At 62.3% G+C, this 17203-nt stretch carries 17 protein-coding genes and 1 other RNA gene; 3 read left to right on the top strand and 15 right to left on the bottom strand.

The window, feature by feature from the left end:
• The 9 genes from ftsW to mraZ are packed head-to-tail and all read right to left on the bottom strand — an operon-like array spanning position 1 to position 10172.
• Positions 1-1155: a putative lipid II flippase FtsW gene (gene ftsW, locus AC1RTB_RS10805; RefSeq protein ID WP_492881406.1), complete on the bottom strand. Its 1155-nt coding sequence runs from the start codon at positions 1153-1155 to the stop codon at positions 1-3.
• Positions 1155-2555: a UDP-N-acetylmuramoyl-L-alanine--D-glutamate ligase gene (murD, locus tag AC1RTB_RS10800; protein WP_492881407.1), complete on the bottom strand. Its 1401-nt coding sequence runs from the start codon at positions 2553-2555 to the stop codon at positions 1155-1157. Before murD ends, ftsW begins: the two co-directional genes overlap by 1 nt.
• An 8-nt stretch (positions 2556-2563) precedes the next feature.
• Positions 2564-3646, bottom strand: a complete 1083-nt coding sequence (mraY, locus tag AC1RTB_RS10795) for a phospho-N-acetylmuramoyl-pentapeptide-transferase (RefSeq protein ID WP_476798969.1) — start codon at positions 3644-3646, stop codon at positions 2564-2566.
• Between the two features lie 24 nt (positions 3647-3670).
• Positions 3671-5104 carry a UDP-N-acetylmuramoylalanyl-D-glutamyl-2,6-diaminopimelate--D-alanyl-D-alanine ligase gene (locus tag AC1RTB_RS10790; protein ID WP_492881408.1) on the bottom strand — a complete coding sequence of 478 codons (1434 nt, stop codon included), beginning with the start codon at positions 5102-5104 and terminating at the stop codon, positions 3671-3673.
• Positions 5101-6555, bottom strand: a complete 1455-nt coding sequence (locus tag AC1RTB_RS10785) for a UDP-N-acetylmuramoyl-L-alanyl-D-glutamate--2,6-diaminopimelate ligase (protein WP_492881409.1) — start codon at positions 6553-6555, stop codon at positions 5101-5103. The genes AC1RTB_RS10790 and AC1RTB_RS10785 overlap by 4 nt, the downstream gene beginning before the upstream one ends.
• 54 nt (positions 6556-6609) lie before the next feature.
• On the bottom strand, positions 6610-8331 hold the full coding sequence (locus AC1RTB_RS10780) for a peptidoglycan D,D-transpeptidase FtsI family protein (RefSeq protein WP_492881410.1): 1722 nt from the start codon (positions 8329-8331) through the stop codon (positions 6610-6612).
• Positions 8328-8702, bottom strand: coding sequence for a cell division protein FtsL (ftsL, locus tag AC1RTB_RS10775; protein WP_492881411.1), 375 nt, complete (start codon positions 8700-8702; stop codon positions 8328-8330). Before ftsL ends, AC1RTB_RS10780 begins: the two co-directional genes overlap by 4 nt.
• Positions 8703-8706: 4 nt before the next feature.
• The gene (gene rsmH / locus AC1RTB_RS10770) at positions 8707-9717 is read right to left on the bottom strand and encodes a 16S rRNA (cytosine(1402)-N(4))-methyltransferase RsmH (protein ID WP_492881412.1); all 1011 of its coding nucleotides are present in this window, start codon (positions 9715-9717) and stop codon (positions 8707-8709) included.
• Positions 9714-10172 (bottom strand): division/cell wall cluster transcriptional repressor MraZ, encoded by a 459-nt coding sequence (gene mraZ, locus AC1RTB_RS10765; RefSeq protein ID WP_492881413.1) that lies wholly within the window; start codon positions 10170-10172, stop codon positions 9714-9716. Before mraZ ends, rsmH begins: the two co-directional genes overlap by 4 nt.
• A 494-nt stretch (positions 10173-10666) precedes the next feature.
• Between mraZ and AC1RTB_RS10760 the strand changes: the two genes are divergently transcribed.
• Positions 10667-11437, top strand: coding sequence for a TylF/MycF/NovP-related O-methyltransferase (locus AC1RTB_RS10760; RefSeq protein WP_492881414.1), 771 nt, complete (start codon positions 10667-10669; stop codon positions 11435-11437).
• A 65-nt stretch (positions 11438-11502) separates the two neighbouring features.
• Positions 11503-12618: a cystathionine gamma-lyase gene (locus tag AC1RTB_RS10755; protein ID WP_492881415.1), complete on the top strand. Its 1116-nt coding sequence runs from the start codon at positions 11503-11505 to the stop codon at positions 12616-12618.
• Positions 12619-12622: 4 nt separating this feature from the next.
• Here the strand turns inward: AC1RTB_RS10755 and AC1RTB_RS10750 are convergent, their stop codons facing one another.
• The 6 genes from AC1RTB_RS10750 to AC1RTB_RS10725 all read right to left on the bottom strand — a co-directional run bounded on the left by AC1RTB_RS10750 (position 12623) and on the right by AC1RTB_RS10725 (position 16145).
• Positions 12623-12916: a type II toxin-antitoxin system RelE/ParE family toxin gene (locus tag AC1RTB_RS10750; protein ID WP_492881416.1), complete on the bottom strand. Its 294-nt coding sequence runs from the start codon at positions 12914-12916 to the stop codon at positions 12623-12625.
• Between the two features lie 9 nt (positions 12917-12925).
• On the bottom strand, positions 12926-13198 hold the full coding sequence (locus tag AC1RTB_RS10745) for a type II toxin-antitoxin system ParD family antitoxin (protein WP_492881417.1): 273 nt from the start codon (positions 13196-13198) through the stop codon (positions 12926-12928).
• 148 nt (positions 13199-13346) lie between these two features.
• Positions 13347-13743, bottom strand: an RNA gene (gene rnpB / locus AC1RTB_RS10740) — RNase P RNA component class A.
• A gap of 75 nt (positions 13744-13818) precedes the next feature.
• The gene (locus AC1RTB_RS10735) at positions 13819-14466 is read right to left on the bottom strand and encodes a lytic transglycosylase domain-containing protein (RefSeq protein WP_492881418.1); all 648 of its coding nucleotides are present in this window, start codon (positions 14464-14466) and stop codon (positions 13819-13821) included.
• A 198-nt stretch (positions 14467-14664) separates the two neighbouring features.
• The gene (locus AC1RTB_RS10730; protein WP_492881419.1) at positions 14665-15429 is read right to left on the bottom strand and encodes an N-acetylmuramoyl-L-alanine amidase; all 765 of its coding nucleotides are present in this window, start codon (positions 15427-15429) and stop codon (positions 14665-14667) included.
• A complete protein-coding gene (locus AC1RTB_RS10725; protein ID WP_492881420.1) occupies positions 15426-16145 on the bottom strand; it encodes a TerB family tellurite resistance protein in 720 nt (239 codons plus the stop codon). Before AC1RTB_RS10725 ends, AC1RTB_RS10730 begins: the two co-directional genes overlap by 4 nt.
• A 148-nt stretch (positions 16146-16293) precedes the next feature.
• Between AC1RTB_RS10725 and AC1RTB_RS10720 the strand changes: the two genes are divergently transcribed.
• A complete protein-coding gene (locus AC1RTB_RS10720; RefSeq protein WP_492881421.1) occupies positions 16294-17196 on the top strand; it encodes a DMT family transporter in 903 nt (300 codons plus the stop codon).
• Positions 17197-17203 lie beyond the last annotated feature (7 nt).

The following is a 17203-nucleotide window of genomic DNA, read 5'->3' as shown; positions in this document are numbered from 1 at the left end:
TTATTCGGCCGGTACTGCGTGCCGCTGCATCGCGGCAAAACTGTTGGGCCTGAGCTTTTCGGGTTTCTTGCGCGTCAGCGCCAGCACCATGCCCATCGAAATCGCAATCGCGATCAGCGACGAGCCGCCATAGGAGATGAACGGCAACGTCATGCCCTTGGCCGGCATCAGTTGGAGGTTCACGCCCATGTTGATGACCGACTGGAGACCGAAGACGACAACCAGGCCTGCCACCGCATAACGGGTGAAATCATCGTGTTCCTTGAGCGCCGTGCGCAGGCCCCGCAGCACGATGAAGGCGAAGATCGCCATGATGATCAGGCACAAGATGATGCCGAACTCTTCGCCCGCGACCGAAAAGACGAAGTCGGCGTGGCTGTCGGGGATGACGCGCTTGACCGTGCCTTCGCCCGGCCCGACGCCGAACCAGCCGCCATTGATGATGGCATCGCGGCCCATGTCGACCTGGAAGGTATCGCCCTCGCCTGTCATGAAGCGGTCGATACGGCCAGCGACGTGCGGAAAGATCGTATAGGCGGCAAACAGGCCGCCGACACCGACAGCGCCAAGCGCGACGATCCAGAACCACGACATCCCTGCCATGAAGAACATCACGCCCCAGGTGCCGAGCACCAGCATTGTCTGGCCAAGATCGGGCTGGGCGACCAGCAGCGCCACCACGAGGCCAAGCAGGATCATGGCGAAGAGGTTGCCCGGAATGTCGGGCTGGCGTTCATGCTCGGCAAACAGCCAGGCGCAGATGACGACAAAGGCCGGCTTGAGGAACTCCGATGGCTGGATGGAAATGCCGGCGAGAGAAACCCAGCGCCTGGCGCCCTTCACCTCGACGCCGATGAACAGCACGGCCACCATCATCACCAGCATGATGCACAGCATCACCAGCGCCATGCGCCTGATCTGCCTGGTATCGAGGAATGATACCGCGATCATCACCAGCAGCGCAGGGATCGTGAAGATGATCTGGCGGGTGGCAAAGTGGAAGCTGCCCAGGCCGATGCGCTCGGCAACGGCGGGGCTTGCGGCGAATGAAAGCACGATGCCCAGTCCCATCAGCGACAGGAATGCCGCGAGGAACCAGCGATCGACCGTCCACCACCACAAGGCAACGGGACTTCTGTCGAGACGGCTGGCCATTATCTTGCCCCTCCGATAGCGCTGACGCCATCAATAGCATTCACAGCTTGCCTGAAGGCTTCGCCGCGAATCTCGAAATTCTTGAACTGGTCGAAACTGGCGCAGGCCGGCGACAACAGGATCACCGCTTCGCTGCTGTCGTCCTTGGCGGCGTCTTCAGCCGCATGTTCGACCGCGGCAGCTAGCGTGCCCGATATCTCGTAAGGCACCGCCTCGCCGAGCGTCGCGGAAAAGGCGGGTGCCGCCTCGCCGATCAGATAGGCGCGCGCGATGCGCGGAAACAGGCTGCGCAGCGGCTCGATGCCGCCTTCCTTGGGCAGGCCACCGGCGATCCAGTAGATGCGCGGGAAGCTCGACAAAGCCGGTGCCGCCGCGTCGGCATTGGTCGCCTTGGAATCGTTGACGAACAGAACATGCCCCTTGCGGCCAACCTGCTCCATGCGGTGCGCGAGGCCCGGAAAGCTCTCGAGCCCGGCCTGGATCTCGCCGAGGTCGAGCCCGACCTTGAGGCAGGCGGCAACAGCGGCAAGGGCGTTCTGCGCGTTGTGCTGGCCGCGCAGCGAACCGATGCCTTCGAGGAAGGCGATGCGGCTGTAGCGGCCGTCGATTGCTTCCATCAGATCGGCGCCGTCAGCGAAATAACCGTCGGTCAAAGGCAGGCGCTTGGATATCCGCACGACTTGCTTGCCGACGCGCTCGAGCCGGTCGGCGATCTGGGCGCAATAGATATCGTCGACGCCGATGATCGCGGTTTCGCTGCCGGCGACCAACCGCTCCTTGATCGTGGCGTAGTGCTGCATGGTGCCGTGACGGTCGAGATGATCGGGCGTCAGATTGAGCAGGATGCCGGCAGTCGGGTTGATCGAGGGCGCGAGATCGATCTGGTAGGACGAGCACTCGACGACATAGTGGCGGTCGGGCCGCGGCGGATCGAGCGTCATCACGGCGCGGCCGATATTGCCGCCCATCTGCGTGTCGCGCCCAGCCGACTGCAGGATGTGCGCGGTCAGTGCCGTCGTCGTCGACTTGCCGTTGGTGCCGGTGATGGCGATGAACGGCGCTGTCGGGGCAGTCGCGATCCGCTCGCGCGCGAACAGCTCGATGTCGCCGATGATCTCGACGCCCGCACCGCGCGCCAGTTCCACCGTCCAATGCGGCTTGGGATGGGTCAGTGGAACGCCGGGCGAAAGCACAAAGGACGAGATGCCGGCCCAGTCGGCTCCGCGCAGGTCGCCTGTGGCTATGCCTTCGGCGGCAGCCTTGGCCACGCTTTCGGGGTTATCGTCCCAGGCGAGCACGTCGGCCCCACCCTCGCTCAATGCACGCGCGGTCGCAATCCCCGAGCCGCCGAGGCCGAAGAGAGCTACTCGCTTTCCCTGAAATGAGGTGGCGGGGATCATATGAGGCCTCAGCGCAGCTTGAGGGTGGAAAGGCCGATCAGCGCCAGAATAACAGCAATGATCCAGAAGCGAATGACGACCTGACTCTCGGTCCAGCCAAGTTTTTCGAAATGGTGGTGGATCGGCGCCATCAGGAACACCCGCCGTCCGGTCAGCTTGAAGAAGCCGACCTGGATGATGACCGAGAGTGCTTCCATGACAAACAGGCCACCGACGATCGCCATGACGATCTCGTGCTTGGTGGTGACTGCAACGGTGCCAATCAGGCCGCCGAGCGCCAGCGACCCGGTGTCGCCCATGAAGATGGCGGCGGGTGGCGCGTTGAACCACAAGAAGCCGAGGCCAGCACCAATGACCGCGCCCAGGATGACGGCGAGTTCGCCGGTGCCGGGCACGAAATGGATCTGCAGATATTCGGCGAAGACAGCATTGCCCGAGAGGTAGGCGATGACGCCGAAGGACGCCGCTGCGATCATGATCGGAACGATGGCGAGGCCGTCGAGGCCGTCGGTCAGGTTCACCGCATTGCCGGCACCTACGATGACGAAGCAGGCGAAGGGGATGAAGAACCAGCCGAGATTGAGCAGGAAATCCTTGAAGAAGGGGAAGGTCAGCGACGACGAGAACGGCGCCTGGCCATTATGCATGATGATCCAGGCGGCGATGGCGGCGATCACGAACTCGATGCCGAGACGCGCCTTGCCGGAAAGACCGAGATGCGACTGCTTGGTGACCTTGAGGTAGTCGTCATAAAAACCGATGGCACCGAAGCCGAGCGTGACGAACAGCACCACCCAGACGTAGACGGAGGCGATGTTGGCCCACAACAGCGTCGAGCCGATGATGCCGCACAGGATCATCAGCCCGCCCATGGTCGGCGTGCCGGCCTTCTTGAAGTGGGTCTGCGGGCCGTCGGCGCGGATTGGCTGGCCCTTGCCTTGCCTCAGGCGCAAAGCATTGATGATCGCCGGACCGAAGATGAACACGATCAACGCCGAGGTGATCAGCGCGCCACCGGTGCGGAAGGTGATGTAGCGGAAGACGTTGAAGAACGACACCTTGTCCGCGAAATCGACAAGCAAAGTTAGCATAAGTATCGGTCCCCCGAGACCCCGTCAGGTCGGTGTTGTGTTGCCGGCCTGCGCCGGGAATGTCTTGATGAGCGCGTCAACCAGCCGGTTGAAGCCAATGCCCTTTGATGACTTGATCATGACGGCGTCGCCGGGCTGAAGCGTCTTGAAGAGGACGGATTTCAGCTCTTCGACACCGGTGCGATACTCCGCCCTGAACCCCTCGGGCAGCGTATCGGCAAGTGCCTTCATTTCCGGACCGGCCATCAGAACCATGTCGGTCCGGGTTGAACCGATAAGCTCGGCAAGCGCTGCATGCAACTTGGCCGAATGGCTGCCAAGCTCCAGCATGTCGCCAAGAACGGCGATACGCCGGCCGGCACCATAGATGGGCGTTGCGTCGAGCAGTTCGATCGCCGCCTTCATCGAGGCAGGATTGGCGTTGTAGCTTTCATCGATAAGCGTGATCGGCCCATTCGGAAGCTGCAGGATATGGCGCTGCCCGCGTCCGCTCTCAGCCGTCATGGACGCAAGCGCTGTGGCAACGGTCGGAACGTCGGCGCCACAGAGATGGGCAGCACCCAGCACTGCGAGCGCGTTCTGGACGATGTGGCGCCCCGGTGCGCCGATGCGGGCCGGAACATCGCGGCCGCCGATGCGGGCGACGATCATCGAATGATCGGCCTCCAGCGTGCATTTGAGCAGGCGGAAGTTGGCGCGGGCGTTTTCGCCATAGCTCATGACATTGTCGATGCCGGAGGCGCGGGCGAATTTTTCGAGCAGCTTGAAGCGGCCATCGTCGCGATTGAGCAGCACCGCCCCGCCCGGCTCGACGCCTTCGAATATCTCGGCCTTGGCCCTGGCGATCTCATCGAGACTGCGGAAGAAACCGAGATGAGCGGCGGCGATCAGCGTCAGCACCGCGATATGCGGGCGCACCATGCGCACCAGCGGGCTGATCTCGCCGGGATGGTTCATGCCGATCTCGAACACGGCGTAGTCGCAATCCTCGGGCATGCGCGCCAGCGTCAGCGGCACGCCCCAGTGGTTGTTGAACGAGGCGGCCGACGCATGCACCTTGCCGACGGACGACAAGGCGTGGCGCAGCGCTTCCTTGGTCGAGGTCTTTCCGACCGATCCGGTGACGGCGATGATGCGCGCCCGCGAACGGGCACGCGCCGCAATGCCGACCTTTTCAAGTGCCGCCAGCACGTCGGGCACAACGATCATCGGCGTGCTCAGCCGCCCAAGCGCCGGCAGCTTGCCTTCGGCAACGACTAGAAGGCCAGCACCGGCCTTGATGGCGGCGGTGGCGAAGTCGTGGCCGTCCATCGCATCGCCCTTGATGGCGAAAAACGCTTCACCGGGCTTGAGGCTGCGGCTGTCGATGGAAATTCCAGTGATGCCTTCTGGCATCTGGCCAAGTGGGCGGCCATCTGTTGCCTCAACGAGAGCGTCGGAGGTCCACAGAAGGCTCATGCCGCAACTCCGGCAAGCGCCTTGCGGACTTCCTCATGGTCGGAGAAATGCAGCGTTTCGCTGCCGACGGTCTGGCCCACTTCGTGGCCCTTGCCGGCAACGATCAGCGTGTCGCCCGCGTGCAGCATGCCGACGGCATCCTGGATGGCCTGGCGGCGGTCGCTGATCTCGATGGCACCGGGAGCCGCCGCCATGATCGCCGCGCGGATGCTTTCAGGCACTTCCGAGCGCGGATTGTCGTCGGTGACGATAGTCACGTCAGCCAGACGGGCGGCTATTTCGCCCATGATCGGACGCTTGCCGCGGTCGCGGTCGCCACCACAGCCGAAAACGACGATGACGCGGCCAGTCGTGAACGGGCGAACGGCTGCGAGAACGTTTTCCAGCGCGTCGGGCTTGTGGGCGTAGTCGACATAGACTGGGGCGCCATTCGCCTTGGTGCCGACGAGATCGAGCCGTCCGGGCGCACCTTCGAGATGTTCGAGTGCTGCAAGCGCCTTGGCGACGTCGGTACCGGTAGCAATCGCAAGACCTGCGGCAACGAGCGAATTGGAAACCTGGAAATCACCGGCCAATGGCAGGTCGATCTCGTAGATCACCCCGCCGCATTCGATTTCGGCGCGCTGCCGATGGCGTTCGTGCTCGACCCGTTTAAGGGCGAGGAACTGGCCGTTGCGGCCGACAGTCAGCACATTGAGCCCTGCGGTACGCGCGGCGTTGATGGTGGGCTCAGACCACGGATCGTCGGCGAAGATAACAGCCGGCGCGCCCTTGGGCAGGAGCGTGTCGAACAGGCGCAGCTTGGCGCGGTGATAGTCCTCGACGGTCGGATGGTAATCCATGTGATCGCGACCGAGATTGGTGAAGCCTCCGGCTGCCAGCCGCACACCATCGAGGCGACGCTGGTCGAGGCCGTGGCTCGACGCCTCCATCGAAGCGTGGGTCACCCCTGAATCGGCGAGTTCAGCAAGCAGCTTGTGCAGGGCGACCGGGTCAGGCGTCGTCAACTGGCCGTATTCGTTGCGCCCGGGCGCAACAACGCCCGTCGTGCCGATGCTGGCGGCGGCATAACCAGCATGCTTCCAGATCTGGCGGGTGAAGGCTGCGACCGAGGTCTTGCCGCTGGTGCCGGTGACGGCAACCATGGTTTCGGGCTGGCGACCGTAGAACCTGGCGGCTGCAAGCGCCAATGCCTGGCGCGGATCGTCAACCGAAATGACTGGAACGCCGACCGAAGCAAGGTCTGTGCCTTTGGCCGCAACGACAGCCACAGCGCCGCGCTTGGCCGCGTCGCCGGCATAAGCCGCGCCATCGGCCTTGCTGCCGGAGACGGCAAAGAAAACGGTCCCGGCATTCACCTGCCGCGAATCCGAAGAAACCCCGCTCACCTCGACATCTCTGGGCAAAACCCCATCGACGGGCAGGATACCGGCAAGGTCAAATAGTTTCATCGAGTTCCGTTCGCTACATACAAAGTGGCGCGCCACCACGGCGCGCCTCAAGAATCAGGGGTAGGAGGCCAGCGTTGCACCACTTTCGTGGCTGAATTCTGGCTTCACGCCAAGTAGGGGCGCTGAGCGGCGAATGATGTTGGCAACCATCGGAGCGGCATTGAAGCCTGCAGTTGCGCCCACTCCCGCATGTTCAGGCTTGGGCTCGTCGACGATGGTCAGCACGACATACTGTGGATCATCCATCGGGAATGCAGCAACAAAGGCGTTGAAGCGAACGTCCGAGGAGTAGCGGCCGTTGACAACCTTTTCGGCGGTGCCGGTCTTGCCACCGACGCGGTAGCCTTCAACCTGCGCCCGTGCGCCCGAACCGCCGGAGCCCTTGGTCGCATTGAGCGTGTAGAGATACTTCATGTCCTCGCTGGTCTTGGGCTTGACCACCTGGGTTGAGGCAGCGTTGGCCTCGGCTTCGGTGCGCATCAGGAAGGTCGGCTCAATCAGCCGGCCACCATTCATCAGCGCAGCCGCACCCACTGCTGTCTGCAGCGGCGTCGTCGACATGCCGTGGCCGAAGGCGATCGTGATCGAGTGCACCTTCTTCCAGACTTTCGGTTCAGTCGGGCGCGCAACCTCGGGCAGCTCGGTCTGCATGCGGTCGAGCAGCCCCATGCGCTTCAAAAACTCGCGATGGCCTTCGATACCGACAACGTCGGCCTCGCGCGCCGAGCCGATGTTGGACGAATAAATGAACACCTCGGGCACGGTCAGCACCCTGCCCTTGCCGTGAAAGTCGCGGATGGTCTGGCGTCCGATGGTGATCGGCCGGCTCGCGTCGAAGGTGGAATTGAGTGTCACCTTGCCGGAATCGAGCGCCATGGCGGTGGTGAAGCTCTTGATCGTCGAGCCCATCTCGTACAGGCCAGCCGACATGCGGTTCAGCCGATCCTTGTCTTGGGCATTATACGGGTTGTTAGGGTCGAAATCAGGCACCGAGCCCATGGCGAGCACTTCGCCCGTCTTGACGTTGAGCACGACAGCACCCGCGGCGATCGCCTTGTATTTTTCGAGCGCAATGACGAGTTCGTCGCGAACGATGTGCTGAACACGCAGGTCGATCGACAGCTTGACCGGCTTGAGGTCCTTGGCGATCGCCAACCCCGAGGCCTGGAGATCGGCGAGACCCTGGTCGTCGATGTATTTTTCGAGACCGGAAATGCCCTTGTTGTCGATGTTGGTCAGGCCAACGATATGCGAGGCCGTCTCGCCGCCGGGATAGAAGCGGCGCTTTTCGGTACGGAAGCCGATGCCGGGAATGCCGAGTTGCATGATCTCGGCCTGCTGCTTGGGCGTCAGCTGGCGCTTGAGCCAGACAAAGCCGGTGCCGCTCTTGAGCTTGAGATAGGTCTGCTCGACCTCGATATCGGGCAGCACAGTCGACAGCTTCTCGATCGCCTCGTCGGCATCGACGATGCGGCGCGGCTCGGCAAACAGCGAGGCCGTCTTGATGTCAGTGGCCAGGACCTCGCCGTTGCGGTCGACGATATCGGGACGCGAGGCGGTGACGCGCGATTCAGGCCCGCTCGACATTTCAGGGTCCAGCATGCCGAGATAGACGAGGCGTCCGGCAATCGTCGCATATATGCCGAAAAACACCGCCATGGTCATGACGACGCGGTTGCGCGTGCGCCCGCCATTCGCCTTGCGCGCGCTGTCGACGACGATCGACGCGTCCTTGCCTTTGCCAGTGCTGCGTTTTTTGCCGAGCAAGCCGATCATCGGGCAATCCCTCCGGTCACGGTCTGGTCCGGCGCGGCTTCGGCGACACCGCCGAAACGCCCCCTCGTAATGTCTTCGATGCTCAACGGTCGCACCGGCAGATCATTGAGATTGACGATCTGCCGTGCATCCACCGGCTGGAGCTTGAGCTCGGACTCGTATGCCTGCGACAGCTTCTGCAACCGCGACGGCTGGGTGAGCAGGCTCCAGTCGGCCTTCAAAAGGTCGATCGTGTCTTCCTCGAAGCGGATCTGCGCCTCGATCTTGTTGACGGCTTTGAGCTGGTTTTCGGCCTCGTCCTTGGTCTTGTAGGTGAATGCCGCGGCGCCAACCATGACGGCGATCAGCACGATGTCACTGGTGCGGAACATTGGCTCACCTTTCTCCCGACTGACTGACGTCGGGAAGCTTCGGAAGTCCGAAAATGGAAAAGTCTTCGCCGCGCGGCGCAGCAGCAGTGCGGACGGCAGCCCGCAGCTTGGCCGAACGCGAACGCGGGTTGATGGCCGTCTCGGCGTCGCTTGGTCCGACCGCACCGCCCGCCTTGTCGAAGGTCGTGACGATGGTTTCGAGTTCGGGCATGTAGCGCGAACGCGACGGGCTGGACGAGCGGTCGGTGATGAAACGCTTGACGATGCGGTCCTCGAGCGAATGGAAGGTGACGACGACCAGCCGTCCGCCGGGCTTGAGCGCGCGCTCGGCGGCAAACAGCGCCCGCGCCAGTTCGCCAAGCTCGTCGTTGACATAGATGCGCAGCGCCTGGAACACCCGCGTCGCCGGATGGATCTTGTCTTTCGGAGCACGACCGATATGGGTCTCGATGGCGTCGGCCAGGTCCAGCGTGCGTTCGAACGGACGCCGTTCACGGCGGCTTTCGATCATGCGGGCGATGCGCCCGGCATGGCGCTCCTCGCCGAGGAAACCGAAGATGCGCGCGAGGTCGCCCGTCTTGAAGCGGTTGACGATATCGGCGGCACTGGCGCCGGCCTTGGCCATGCGCATGTCGAGCGGACCATCTGTACGGAACGAGAAGCCGCGCTCGGCCTGGTCGAGCTGCATGGAGGAAACGCCGATATCGAGCACGACCCCGTCGACAAGTTCGACATGTTCGTCGAGGCTGGAGAACGGCGCCTGCACCAGCCGCAGCTTGCCGCCCGATTGTACTTCAAGTCCGCGCCCGGCAGCGATGGCATCTGGATCGCGGTCGATCGCCACCACCGACGCACCAGTTGCCAGGATGGCCTTGGTGTAGCCGCCAGCGCCGAACGTGCCGTCGACAATCACGTCGCCCGGCTGCGGATTGAGCGCAGTCAAAACCTCGGCGAGGAGAACCGGGATGTGGCGGGCCGGTCCGCCCTCGTGGCCATCGCCGTGACCCGCCATCATTCCGGTCGCTCCCCAGGCTTCGTCCCCTGCCGAAGCTTCAACAGCCGCGAGCGAACTTCCGCGCCATGGGCGCGCAGTCGCTCCGGCTCCCACATTTGAAAAAACTGTCCACGCCCGACAAAGGCCACGTCCGTGGTGATCCCGGTATGCTCGCGCAGGAAATCCGAGACCGAAATGCGCCCGTCCTGGTCGAGCTTCAGGAAGGTGCTGTCGCCATGGATGAAAAAGGACATGTCGTCCGCCGTCTGCAGGAACGGATCTTCTTGCGCGATGCGCTGTTCGTAGCGGTCGAGCAGGTCGAGACCGCCGACATCCAGCGCCGGAACATCGAGCGCCCTCAGCGCATAGAGCTCCGTGTAACCGCGCTTCTGCAATACGGCACGGAAATGCGCCGGAACGGAGACCCGTCCCTTCGCATCGATCCTGTTCACCGCATTTGACAGAAACCGATCCATCGCATGATCCGGCCGTTTGTGCGGCCGCGCCCCTCGTCGTCATGTCGTCCGCGCCCCAATGGCCCGGCCCAACCAGAATTCCAGACAGCCTCCGTCGACCGACAATGCATCGCCACCCGCAGCCGCCGCGGCAGCCGGATCGGCGAACGCCTCACCCTCTACTGGAACGAAATCATGGTTACCGATTTGGGATAACATGGGGTGATATGGGCGTCAACGGGAACTGGCTACACTGGACACCACGACCAGCCTTTCGGGCGCTTTCACGGTGCTCCGTTTTTTATGATCCATTAAGGCTAACGAAGCGTTATCGACTGGCAAAGCTCAGCCGAGCAGCAGCGAAGCCAAGCCGCATCGACAGGGCGGAGGCAGATCACCACTCTGACGCACAATGGCCTCGACATGACTGCGGAACGAGGCGAGAAAGGTTACGACATTTCATCGGGGATATTCAGATGTCTAGGCTAAGCCACTTTCTGCGTTCGCGGAGCAACATGGCCAATGCAGTTTCGTCCCTCATTTCCCAGCCACCAAGCGAGCCCGCACAGCCGCCTGAGCCGTCGGTTTACGAACAAGACGGGCTGCGGACGGCCCACAACCATGAATTCATGTATCAGCCTGATTTTGCGCGCGCATACGCACGCGGGGTGCAAGCGACCGGAACCGACTACTGTTGGCATTGGCGCGTGCACGTTGGCCTGTGGGCCGCTTCGGTAGCAGCGAGACTGCCCGGCGACTTTGTAGAGTGCGGCGTAAACCGAGGTTTCCTATCGTCCGCGATAATGCAACATCTGAATTGGAACAATCAGAACCGACGGTTCTTCCTTCTCGACACGTTCAACGGCCTGGACTTGCGTTTTGTAACTGAGGAAGAAGTTCGCTGTGGCGCTCCAGAAAAGAACCAGGCTGCAATAGACAGCGGCTTCTACACCGTCGACATCGCACCCGTGCGCCAAAACTTCGCTGAGTGGCAGAACGTCGTGATCATTCCCGGATCAATCCCCGAGACGTTGCCACAGATTACTTCGGACGCGATCGCGTTCGCCAGCATTGATATGAATTGCAGCCCTCCGGAAGTTGCTGCCATGGAATATCTGTGGGACCGCCTCGTTCCAGGTGCCATGATCCTCCTTGATGATTATGCCTACTTTGGCTACCGCCCACAGAAAGTGGCAATGGACGAATTCGCTGACAGCAAGTCCGTCAACGTCTTGTCTATGCCAACCGGCCAAGGCCTCATCATCAAGCCGAACACGGCCATTTGATTGCTTTCGACGAAAAGCAGCCGTAGCGTCGTCAGGCCCACCAATTGCAGCTACGAGCCCTATCGATGACCGACACGTCCAATTCCCGCGCTGCCTCGCTTGCCCATCTGCGCAGCACCAGGCTTTCCGTCGGCGATCCGATCCCCCTGCCCTTGACCATGGCGGCGATTTTTCATGCGCCTGGCGATGCCACCGGCTTCAACCAGTATGGCCGCTTCTCCAATCCGACCTGGGATGCGGTGGAAGAGATGCTCGGGCATCTGGAAGACGCGCCATGCCTGGCGTTTCCGTCGGGCATGGGCGCGATTTCGGCGGTGTTTTTCGCCCTGCTCAAAGCGGGCGACCGCATCTTGCTGCCTTCCGACGGCTACCACACCACCAGGATCCTGGCGGACCGCTTCCTCGGCGCGTTCGGTGTGACTTGCGACGTCAGGCCGACATCATCGTTCCTCGACGGCGGTTTCGACGGCTATCGCCTCGTCTTTGTCGAAAGCCCATCCAACCCGACGCTCGATATCTGCGACATCGCCGCTGTGGCTGAGGCCGTGCACAAGGCCGGCGGCCTGCTGGTCGTAGACAACACCACAATGACGCCCTTCGGCCAACGCCCGCTTGATCTCGGCGCCGACATCGTCGTTGCCGCCGACACCAAGGCACCCAATGGTCACTCAGACGTGCTCTTCGGCCACGTCGCCAGCCGCAACGCCGAAATCATCACCGCGGTCGCCGACTGGCGCCAGACCGCAGGCGGCATTCCCGGGCCATTCGAGGCCTGGCTCGTCCATCGCGGCCTCGAAACGCTCGAACTGCGTTTCGACCGCATGTGTTCTTCGGCCGAGATCATCGCCCCGCGCCTGAAGGCTCACCCGGCGATCCGCTCGTTACGCTTCCCCGGCCTGGAAGGTGACCCCTCCCACAATCTAGCGCGCGCCCAGATGGAGCGCTTCGGCTTTCTCATCAGCTTCGTGGTGGCTTCGGAAGACAAGGCGGAGGATTTCATCAACGGTTGCGAACTGATGCATGCAGCCACGTCATTCGGCGGCGTCCACACCGTTGCCGAGCGGCGCACGCGCCGAGGCGATGCCGTGCCGCCAGGGTTTGTCAGGCTTTCGGTCGGCTGCGAACCGGTTGAGGAACTGTGGCAGGCGATCAAGGCGTCGCTGGACAGGATCGTCGCTTGAACGCCTACGAAGCGACGTCGTCGCCTGTGATGTTGCGCCGGCCATGCAGGACCCGGAGTATGACAATGTCTCTTTCACCGACGCGGTAGTAGATAAGGTACTCGCCCTCGCCCAGAACTCTGATGCCCTCGGCGATGTCGGGACAGGCCTTGCCCAAATGTGGGTAAGACAAGAGGCCGTTCCAGCGTTGTTCGAAGCGGTCAAGCAGGCGGTCGGCCGCATTCTCGTTTTGCACGGCGAGATAGCACCAGATTTCGATCAGGTCTTCTTCGGCTCGCGCCGTTCGCCTGATGCGCATCCTTCGGCCTCAGTGGCCGGTTTGGCCAAGCCGCTTGCGCGCCTCGGCTTTTAGCTGATCCATCGTATCGAATTTCCCAGGTCCGCTGTCGATGCCTTCCTGGATCAGCGCGCGCAGTTCCTCGATGGTGTGGCCAAAGAGCTCGCGGCGCTCTTTCCATAGCCGCAACGCGTCGCGGATGACTTCGCTGGCGGAGGCATATTCGCCCGCATCGACAGCACCATCGACGGCGGCGGCGAGTTCGGGCGAGAGCGTGATGCTGCGCTTGTCGACATGGCCCATGGCTGCGGCTCCTGTTTGCAAGAAGGTACGATCAAATCGCACCGTTTTCAAGAATGCAGCAGGGTGCGTCTATAGGCGCGCAATCCCCGCGCCTTGAATCAAGGCACGCGGAAATCGCCGCAAGACACTGAAGGCATGGGCAAAAGGCAGCGCCAGCTGGCCTATAAGCCGGGTTTTGTATGGCCCCCGCGCCTTGCGACGCGGGAACGTGGCGACCATTCATCTTGGACGCATGTTGCCATGCGCCTCACGCAACCTACCCGGGCGGTGAGCCGGAAACAGCCCTGAGGGTTGCCCCTCATACCACCCCTATTCGGTTTTGCTCCCGGTGGGGTTTACCGTGCCGCTCCTGTTGCCAGTCGCGCGGTGGGCTCTTACCCCACCCTTTCACCCTTACCGCGGAAACCGCGGCGGTTTGCTTTCTGTGGCACTTTCCCTGGGGTCGCCCCCGCCGGCCATTAACCGGCACCGTGTATCCATGGAGCCCGGACTTTCCTCACCCGCTGCCTTTCGGCAATTGCAGGTGCGGCCGCCCGGCCAGCTGGCAAGGCGTATAGAATGGTTCGCACGGCAAAAGGCAAACGAAAACATTTGCCGGGAACCATCCTGTCGGCGTGTCGTTAGCGGCCGATACGGGCCTGCACTTTTTTGCAATAGGCGGCCGAAGTTGGGTTCATGCGCTTGGCGGCATGGCCGGCATTGTATTTGAGAATGGTGCCGCAGGTCGTACCGCCGCCGAGGTCATGCGCCATGGCGAGGTACTTCATGCCAAACTTGATGTTTGTTTCGGGGTTGAACAGCCCACTTGCCGAGCCGGAATAACCCATCATCCGAGCCGTCGCCGGCTTGATCTGCATCAGTCCGATTTCACCAGCGCGACCGCGCGTATTCGGGCGATAGTTGCTCTCGACACTGATCACGGCGTGCGCGAGCGACACCGGAACGCCGTAGGACGAGGCATAACGCGCGACGATTTCACCATAAGGTGCGTTCGTATTGGAGGCCTTCGCGCTCTTCGCAGCCTGTTCCTTGACGGTCCTGGCACCCTTGGCGCCGATCGATGCGGTCTTGAAATCGTCAACGGCAGCTTCCTTCTTGGAGCTGCACCCGAACAGATAGGGGCAATCGTCGGCCGCCTTGTTCGTCTTGGCTTTTTGGGTGGTTTCGATGATCGCCTTGGAGGCACGAACAGCACCCTCTTGGGCGTGAGCGGCAAAAGAAATCAGGCCGGCGGCTAATGCCACCGCAACAACGGTCAGATTCTTCATATTATCCTTGTTCTCGAATAGGCCGCGCGAAAACAACGCGCAGCATCCCTTCCTGACGCCGGGGCCCTCTTCGGGGCGTTGGCAGGATTAGCCGGCGCCTTGCACGACGATGCATTTGCGGGGGGAACTGGCGGGAAAAATGACCGGACAAGTCACATTGAGTGACAGATTGTAACCTTTGCGAATCAGCTACCTGATCTAGTCAAGGCTTCCTTGAAGCGATGAAAGCAGCCGGCGCAAGGTCGAAAAAGTCGAGGCATCAGCCACGCCGTTGACGCAACTTGTGCGGAAATGTCGTTGAAAAGCTTGGATAGTTACCGCTGTCTGGGCATCGAAATGGCCAGTGATCTCGACGCCGTAGCCATAAAGCGCCAGCATCGACTGCAGCTCCTCCACCGCGGAGCCGACCTCCCCCGGTTGCAGAATCGTGCGCCCATTGCGCGGCGAAGGTGCGACCCAATGACCTACGCCGGCGTCGAACAACATCCGCCAGGAAAACTTCTCGCCCGGGTCTACCTTGCGTCCGAGTGCGACATCCGAATGCGCCAGCACGCGTTCGGGCGCCACATCATGGCGTTCGACGATACCGAGACAGAGCGCGATCACCGCCTCCATCTGCCGCTTGGGAAACGAGCGATAGCCGAGCGCATGGCCGGGATTGACGATCTCGATGCCGATCGAGCAGGAATTTATGTCCGTCTGGCCGCGCCAGGAGCTTTTGCCGGCATGCCAGGCGCGGTCGCCTTCGCGCACCATCTGCACGACGCGGCCATCCTCGTGCACCAGATAATGCGACGACACCTCGCTGGCCGGATCGCACAGCCAGGCCTCGGCGCTTTCACCGGTCGCCATGCCGGTATAGTGCAGCACGATCATGTCGGGTTTCATCTCGTCGCGCCGCTGCCCGAAATTGGGCGAAAGCCGTACCTCGGCATGCGGGTGGTCGGGCTGAAAACCGCTCATGCGTGCCGCAATCCCCTTTCGATCATCTCGTAGGCCGCGTTGATCGCGGCGATGCGTGTCGTGGCGATCCTGATGAACTCCTCAGGCAGGCCGCGCGCGATCAGCTTATCGGGATGGTTGCTGGCGACAAGCTTGCGATAGTGCTTGCGCACATCTTCAAACGACCTGCCGCGCTCGATGCCGAGCACGCGATAGGGGTCAGCCTCGCCAAGATCGAGGTGGCGCGCCAGGATCGTCTGGTAGTGCACCTCTTCGATGCGGAATATCTCGGACACGCGGTGCAGGAAGGTGCTTTCGCGCTGGTGCAGCATCCCGTCCGCCTTGGCGATGTGGAACAGCCCGTCGAGGATGTCCTCGAGCATGCCGCAATTGGGGTGCCCCGAGCCGCACAGCCGCGCCATGCGCTCGGCATAGAATTCGTAGCCGGCGGCATCTTTCTGGGCGATATCGTAAAGGCGCGCCACGTCGCGGGCGTGCTCGGGCGGAACGGCGAATATTTCGTAGAAGGCGCGAACCTCGTCCTGGGACACCACGCCGTCGGCCTTGGCCATCTTGGCCGACAGCGCGATCATCGCCACCGAAAAGGCAACGCGGCGGCGCAGCTCGGCATCGCCTGAAAAGATGGTGCGGACGGCTTCCACGACATCGGAAACGCCGTTTGCCGCCGACGCCGAGATACGCGCGATGAAGTCGCCGAGACGGTCCCAAATCGACATGGCCGCTTCTTAGGATGAAACATTCGCAATTGCGAGATGCCATTGCGCAGGACAGATAACTTTGTCGGCAATGGTGCTTCTGGACCAAAACTCTGGACCAAAGGAAAATGCACGACGAAAAACTCAAGCCTCGCTATCGATTTGCGCCATGGACGCGCGCAACACCACCCAACCGGCACACACATTTTCCCGCGAGACCGTCGGTCTTGCCCTGGGCACGCTCGGCGTCGTCATCTTTGGTGGCACCTTGCCGGCGACGCGCGTTGCGCTGACGACCTTTTCGCCATGGTTCGTAACGCATGGCCGCGCTGCCATGGCCTCGCTTGCCGCAGCCCTGCTGCTCTTGGTCCTGCGCAAGCGGTTTCCCAAAGGCGATGCGCCGGCGCTTTTCCTCGCCGGCCTGCTTTTGGTGTTCGGCTTTCCGATCTTCTCCTCCATCGCCATGCAGACGGTGCCGGCCTCGCATGGCGGCGTCGTGCTCGGCGTTCTGCCCCTGGCAACCAGCATCTTCGCCGCCCTGATCGGCGGTGAGCGGCCGTCGGTATTCTTCTGGATTTGCGGTGTCGCGGGTGCTGCCCTGGTCGTGGCCTTTGCCATGCGCGACAACGGCATGAGCCTGACCACCGGCGACCTGTTCCTGTTTCTCGCGGCGCTTTCCGCGAGCCTGGGTTATGTCGTGTCAGGCAAGCTGTCGCGCCACATGCCGGGCTGGGAAGTCATCTGCTGGTCGCTGATCCTGACCGCGCCGATCTCGATACCCGGAGCGCTATGGAGCTGGCATCAGGAGTTCGCCGACGCCTCCCCAGCCGCCACATTTTCGTTTTTCTATCTGAGCTTCGGCTCGATGTTCCTTGGCTTCTTTGCCTGGAATGTCGGGCTCGGCATGGGCGGCATTGCGCGGGTCAGCCAGGTTCAGCTGCTGCAATCCTTCGTCACGCTCGCCATTTCGGCCTTCCTGCTGAAGGAGAATGTCAGCGGCGAAACCGTGCTTTTCGCGCTCGCCGTCATCGCCATCGTCGCACTGGGCCGACGCGCCCGGATCGCGCGCTGAGACCAGG

Source organism: Aminobacter sp. GW821-FHT11F06, assembly GCF_058808215.1.
The sequence above is the reverse complement of the archived record's forward strand: the minus strand, read 5'-3'. Positions and strand labels throughout refer to the sequence as shown.

What these genes read in the sequence shown, in the direction of transcription:
- ftsW (WP_492881406.1), bottom strand. Translation starts at nt 1,155, where the DNA reads ATGGCCAGCCGTCTCGACAGAAGTCCCGTTGCCTTGTGGTGGTGGACG.
- murD (WP_492881407.1), bottom strand. Translation starts at nt 2,555, where the DNA reads ATGATCCCCGCCACCTCATTTCAGGGAAAGCGAGTAGCTCTCTTCGGC.
- mraY (WP_476798969.1), bottom strand. Translation starts at nt 3,646, where the DNA reads ATGCTAACTTTGCTTGTCGATTTCGCGGACAAGGTGTCGTTCTTCAAC.
- AC1RTB_RS10790 (WP_492881408.1), bottom strand. Translation starts at nt 5,104, where the DNA reads ATGAGCCTTCTGTGGACCTCCGACGCTCTCGTTGAGGCAACAGATGGC.
- AC1RTB_RS10785 (WP_492881409.1), bottom strand. Translation starts at nt 6,555, where the DNA reads ATGAAACTATTTGACCTTGCCGGTATCCTGCCCGTCGATGGGGTTTTG.
- AC1RTB_RS10780 (WP_492881410.1), bottom strand. Translation starts at nt 8,331, where the DNA reads ATGATCGGCTTGCTCGGCAAAAAACGCAGCACTGGCAAAGGCAAGGAC.
- ftsL (WP_492881411.1), bottom strand. Translation starts at nt 8,702, where the DNA reads ATGTTCCGCACCAGTGACATCGTGCTGATCGCCGTCATGGTTGGCGCC.
- rsmH (WP_492881412.1), bottom strand. Translation starts at nt 9,717, where the DNA reads ATGATGGCGGGTCACGGCGATGGCCACGAGGGCGGACCGGCCCGCCAC.
- mraZ (WP_492881413.1), bottom strand. Translation starts at nt 10,172, where the DNA reads ATGGATCGGTTTCTGTCAAATGCGGTGAACAGGATCGATGCGAAGGGA.
- AC1RTB_RS10760 (WP_492881414.1), top strand. Translation starts at nt 10,667, where the DNA reads ATGGCCAATGCAGTTTCGTCCCTCATTTCCCAGCCACCAAGCGAGCCC.
- AC1RTB_RS10755 (WP_492881415.1), top strand. Translation starts at nt 11,503, where the DNA reads ATGACCGACACGTCCAATTCCCGCGCTGCCTCGCTTGCCCATCTGCGC.
- AC1RTB_RS10750 (WP_492881416.1), bottom strand. Translation starts at nt 12,916, where the DNA reads ATGCGCATCAGGCGAACGGCGCGAGCCGAAGAAGACCTGATCGAAATC.
- AC1RTB_RS10745 (WP_492881417.1), bottom strand. Translation starts at nt 13,198, where the DNA reads ATGGGCCATGTCGACAAGCGCAGCATCACGCTCTCGCCCGAACTCGCC.
- AC1RTB_RS10735 (WP_492881418.1), bottom strand. Translation starts at nt 14,466, where the DNA reads ATGAAGAATCTGACCGTTGTTGCGGTGGCATTAGCCGCCGGCCTGATT.
- AC1RTB_RS10730 (WP_492881419.1), bottom strand. Translation starts at nt 15,429, where the DNA reads ATGAGCGGTTTTCAGCCCGACCACCCGCATGCCGAGGTACGGCTTTCG.
- AC1RTB_RS10725 (WP_492881420.1), bottom strand. Translation starts at nt 16,145, where the DNA reads ATGTCGATTTGGGACCGTCTCGGCGACTTCATCGCGCGTATCTCGGCG.
- AC1RTB_RS10720 (WP_492881421.1), top strand. Translation starts at nt 16,294, where the DNA reads ATGGACGCGCGCAACACCACCCAACCGGCACACACATTTTCCCGCGAG.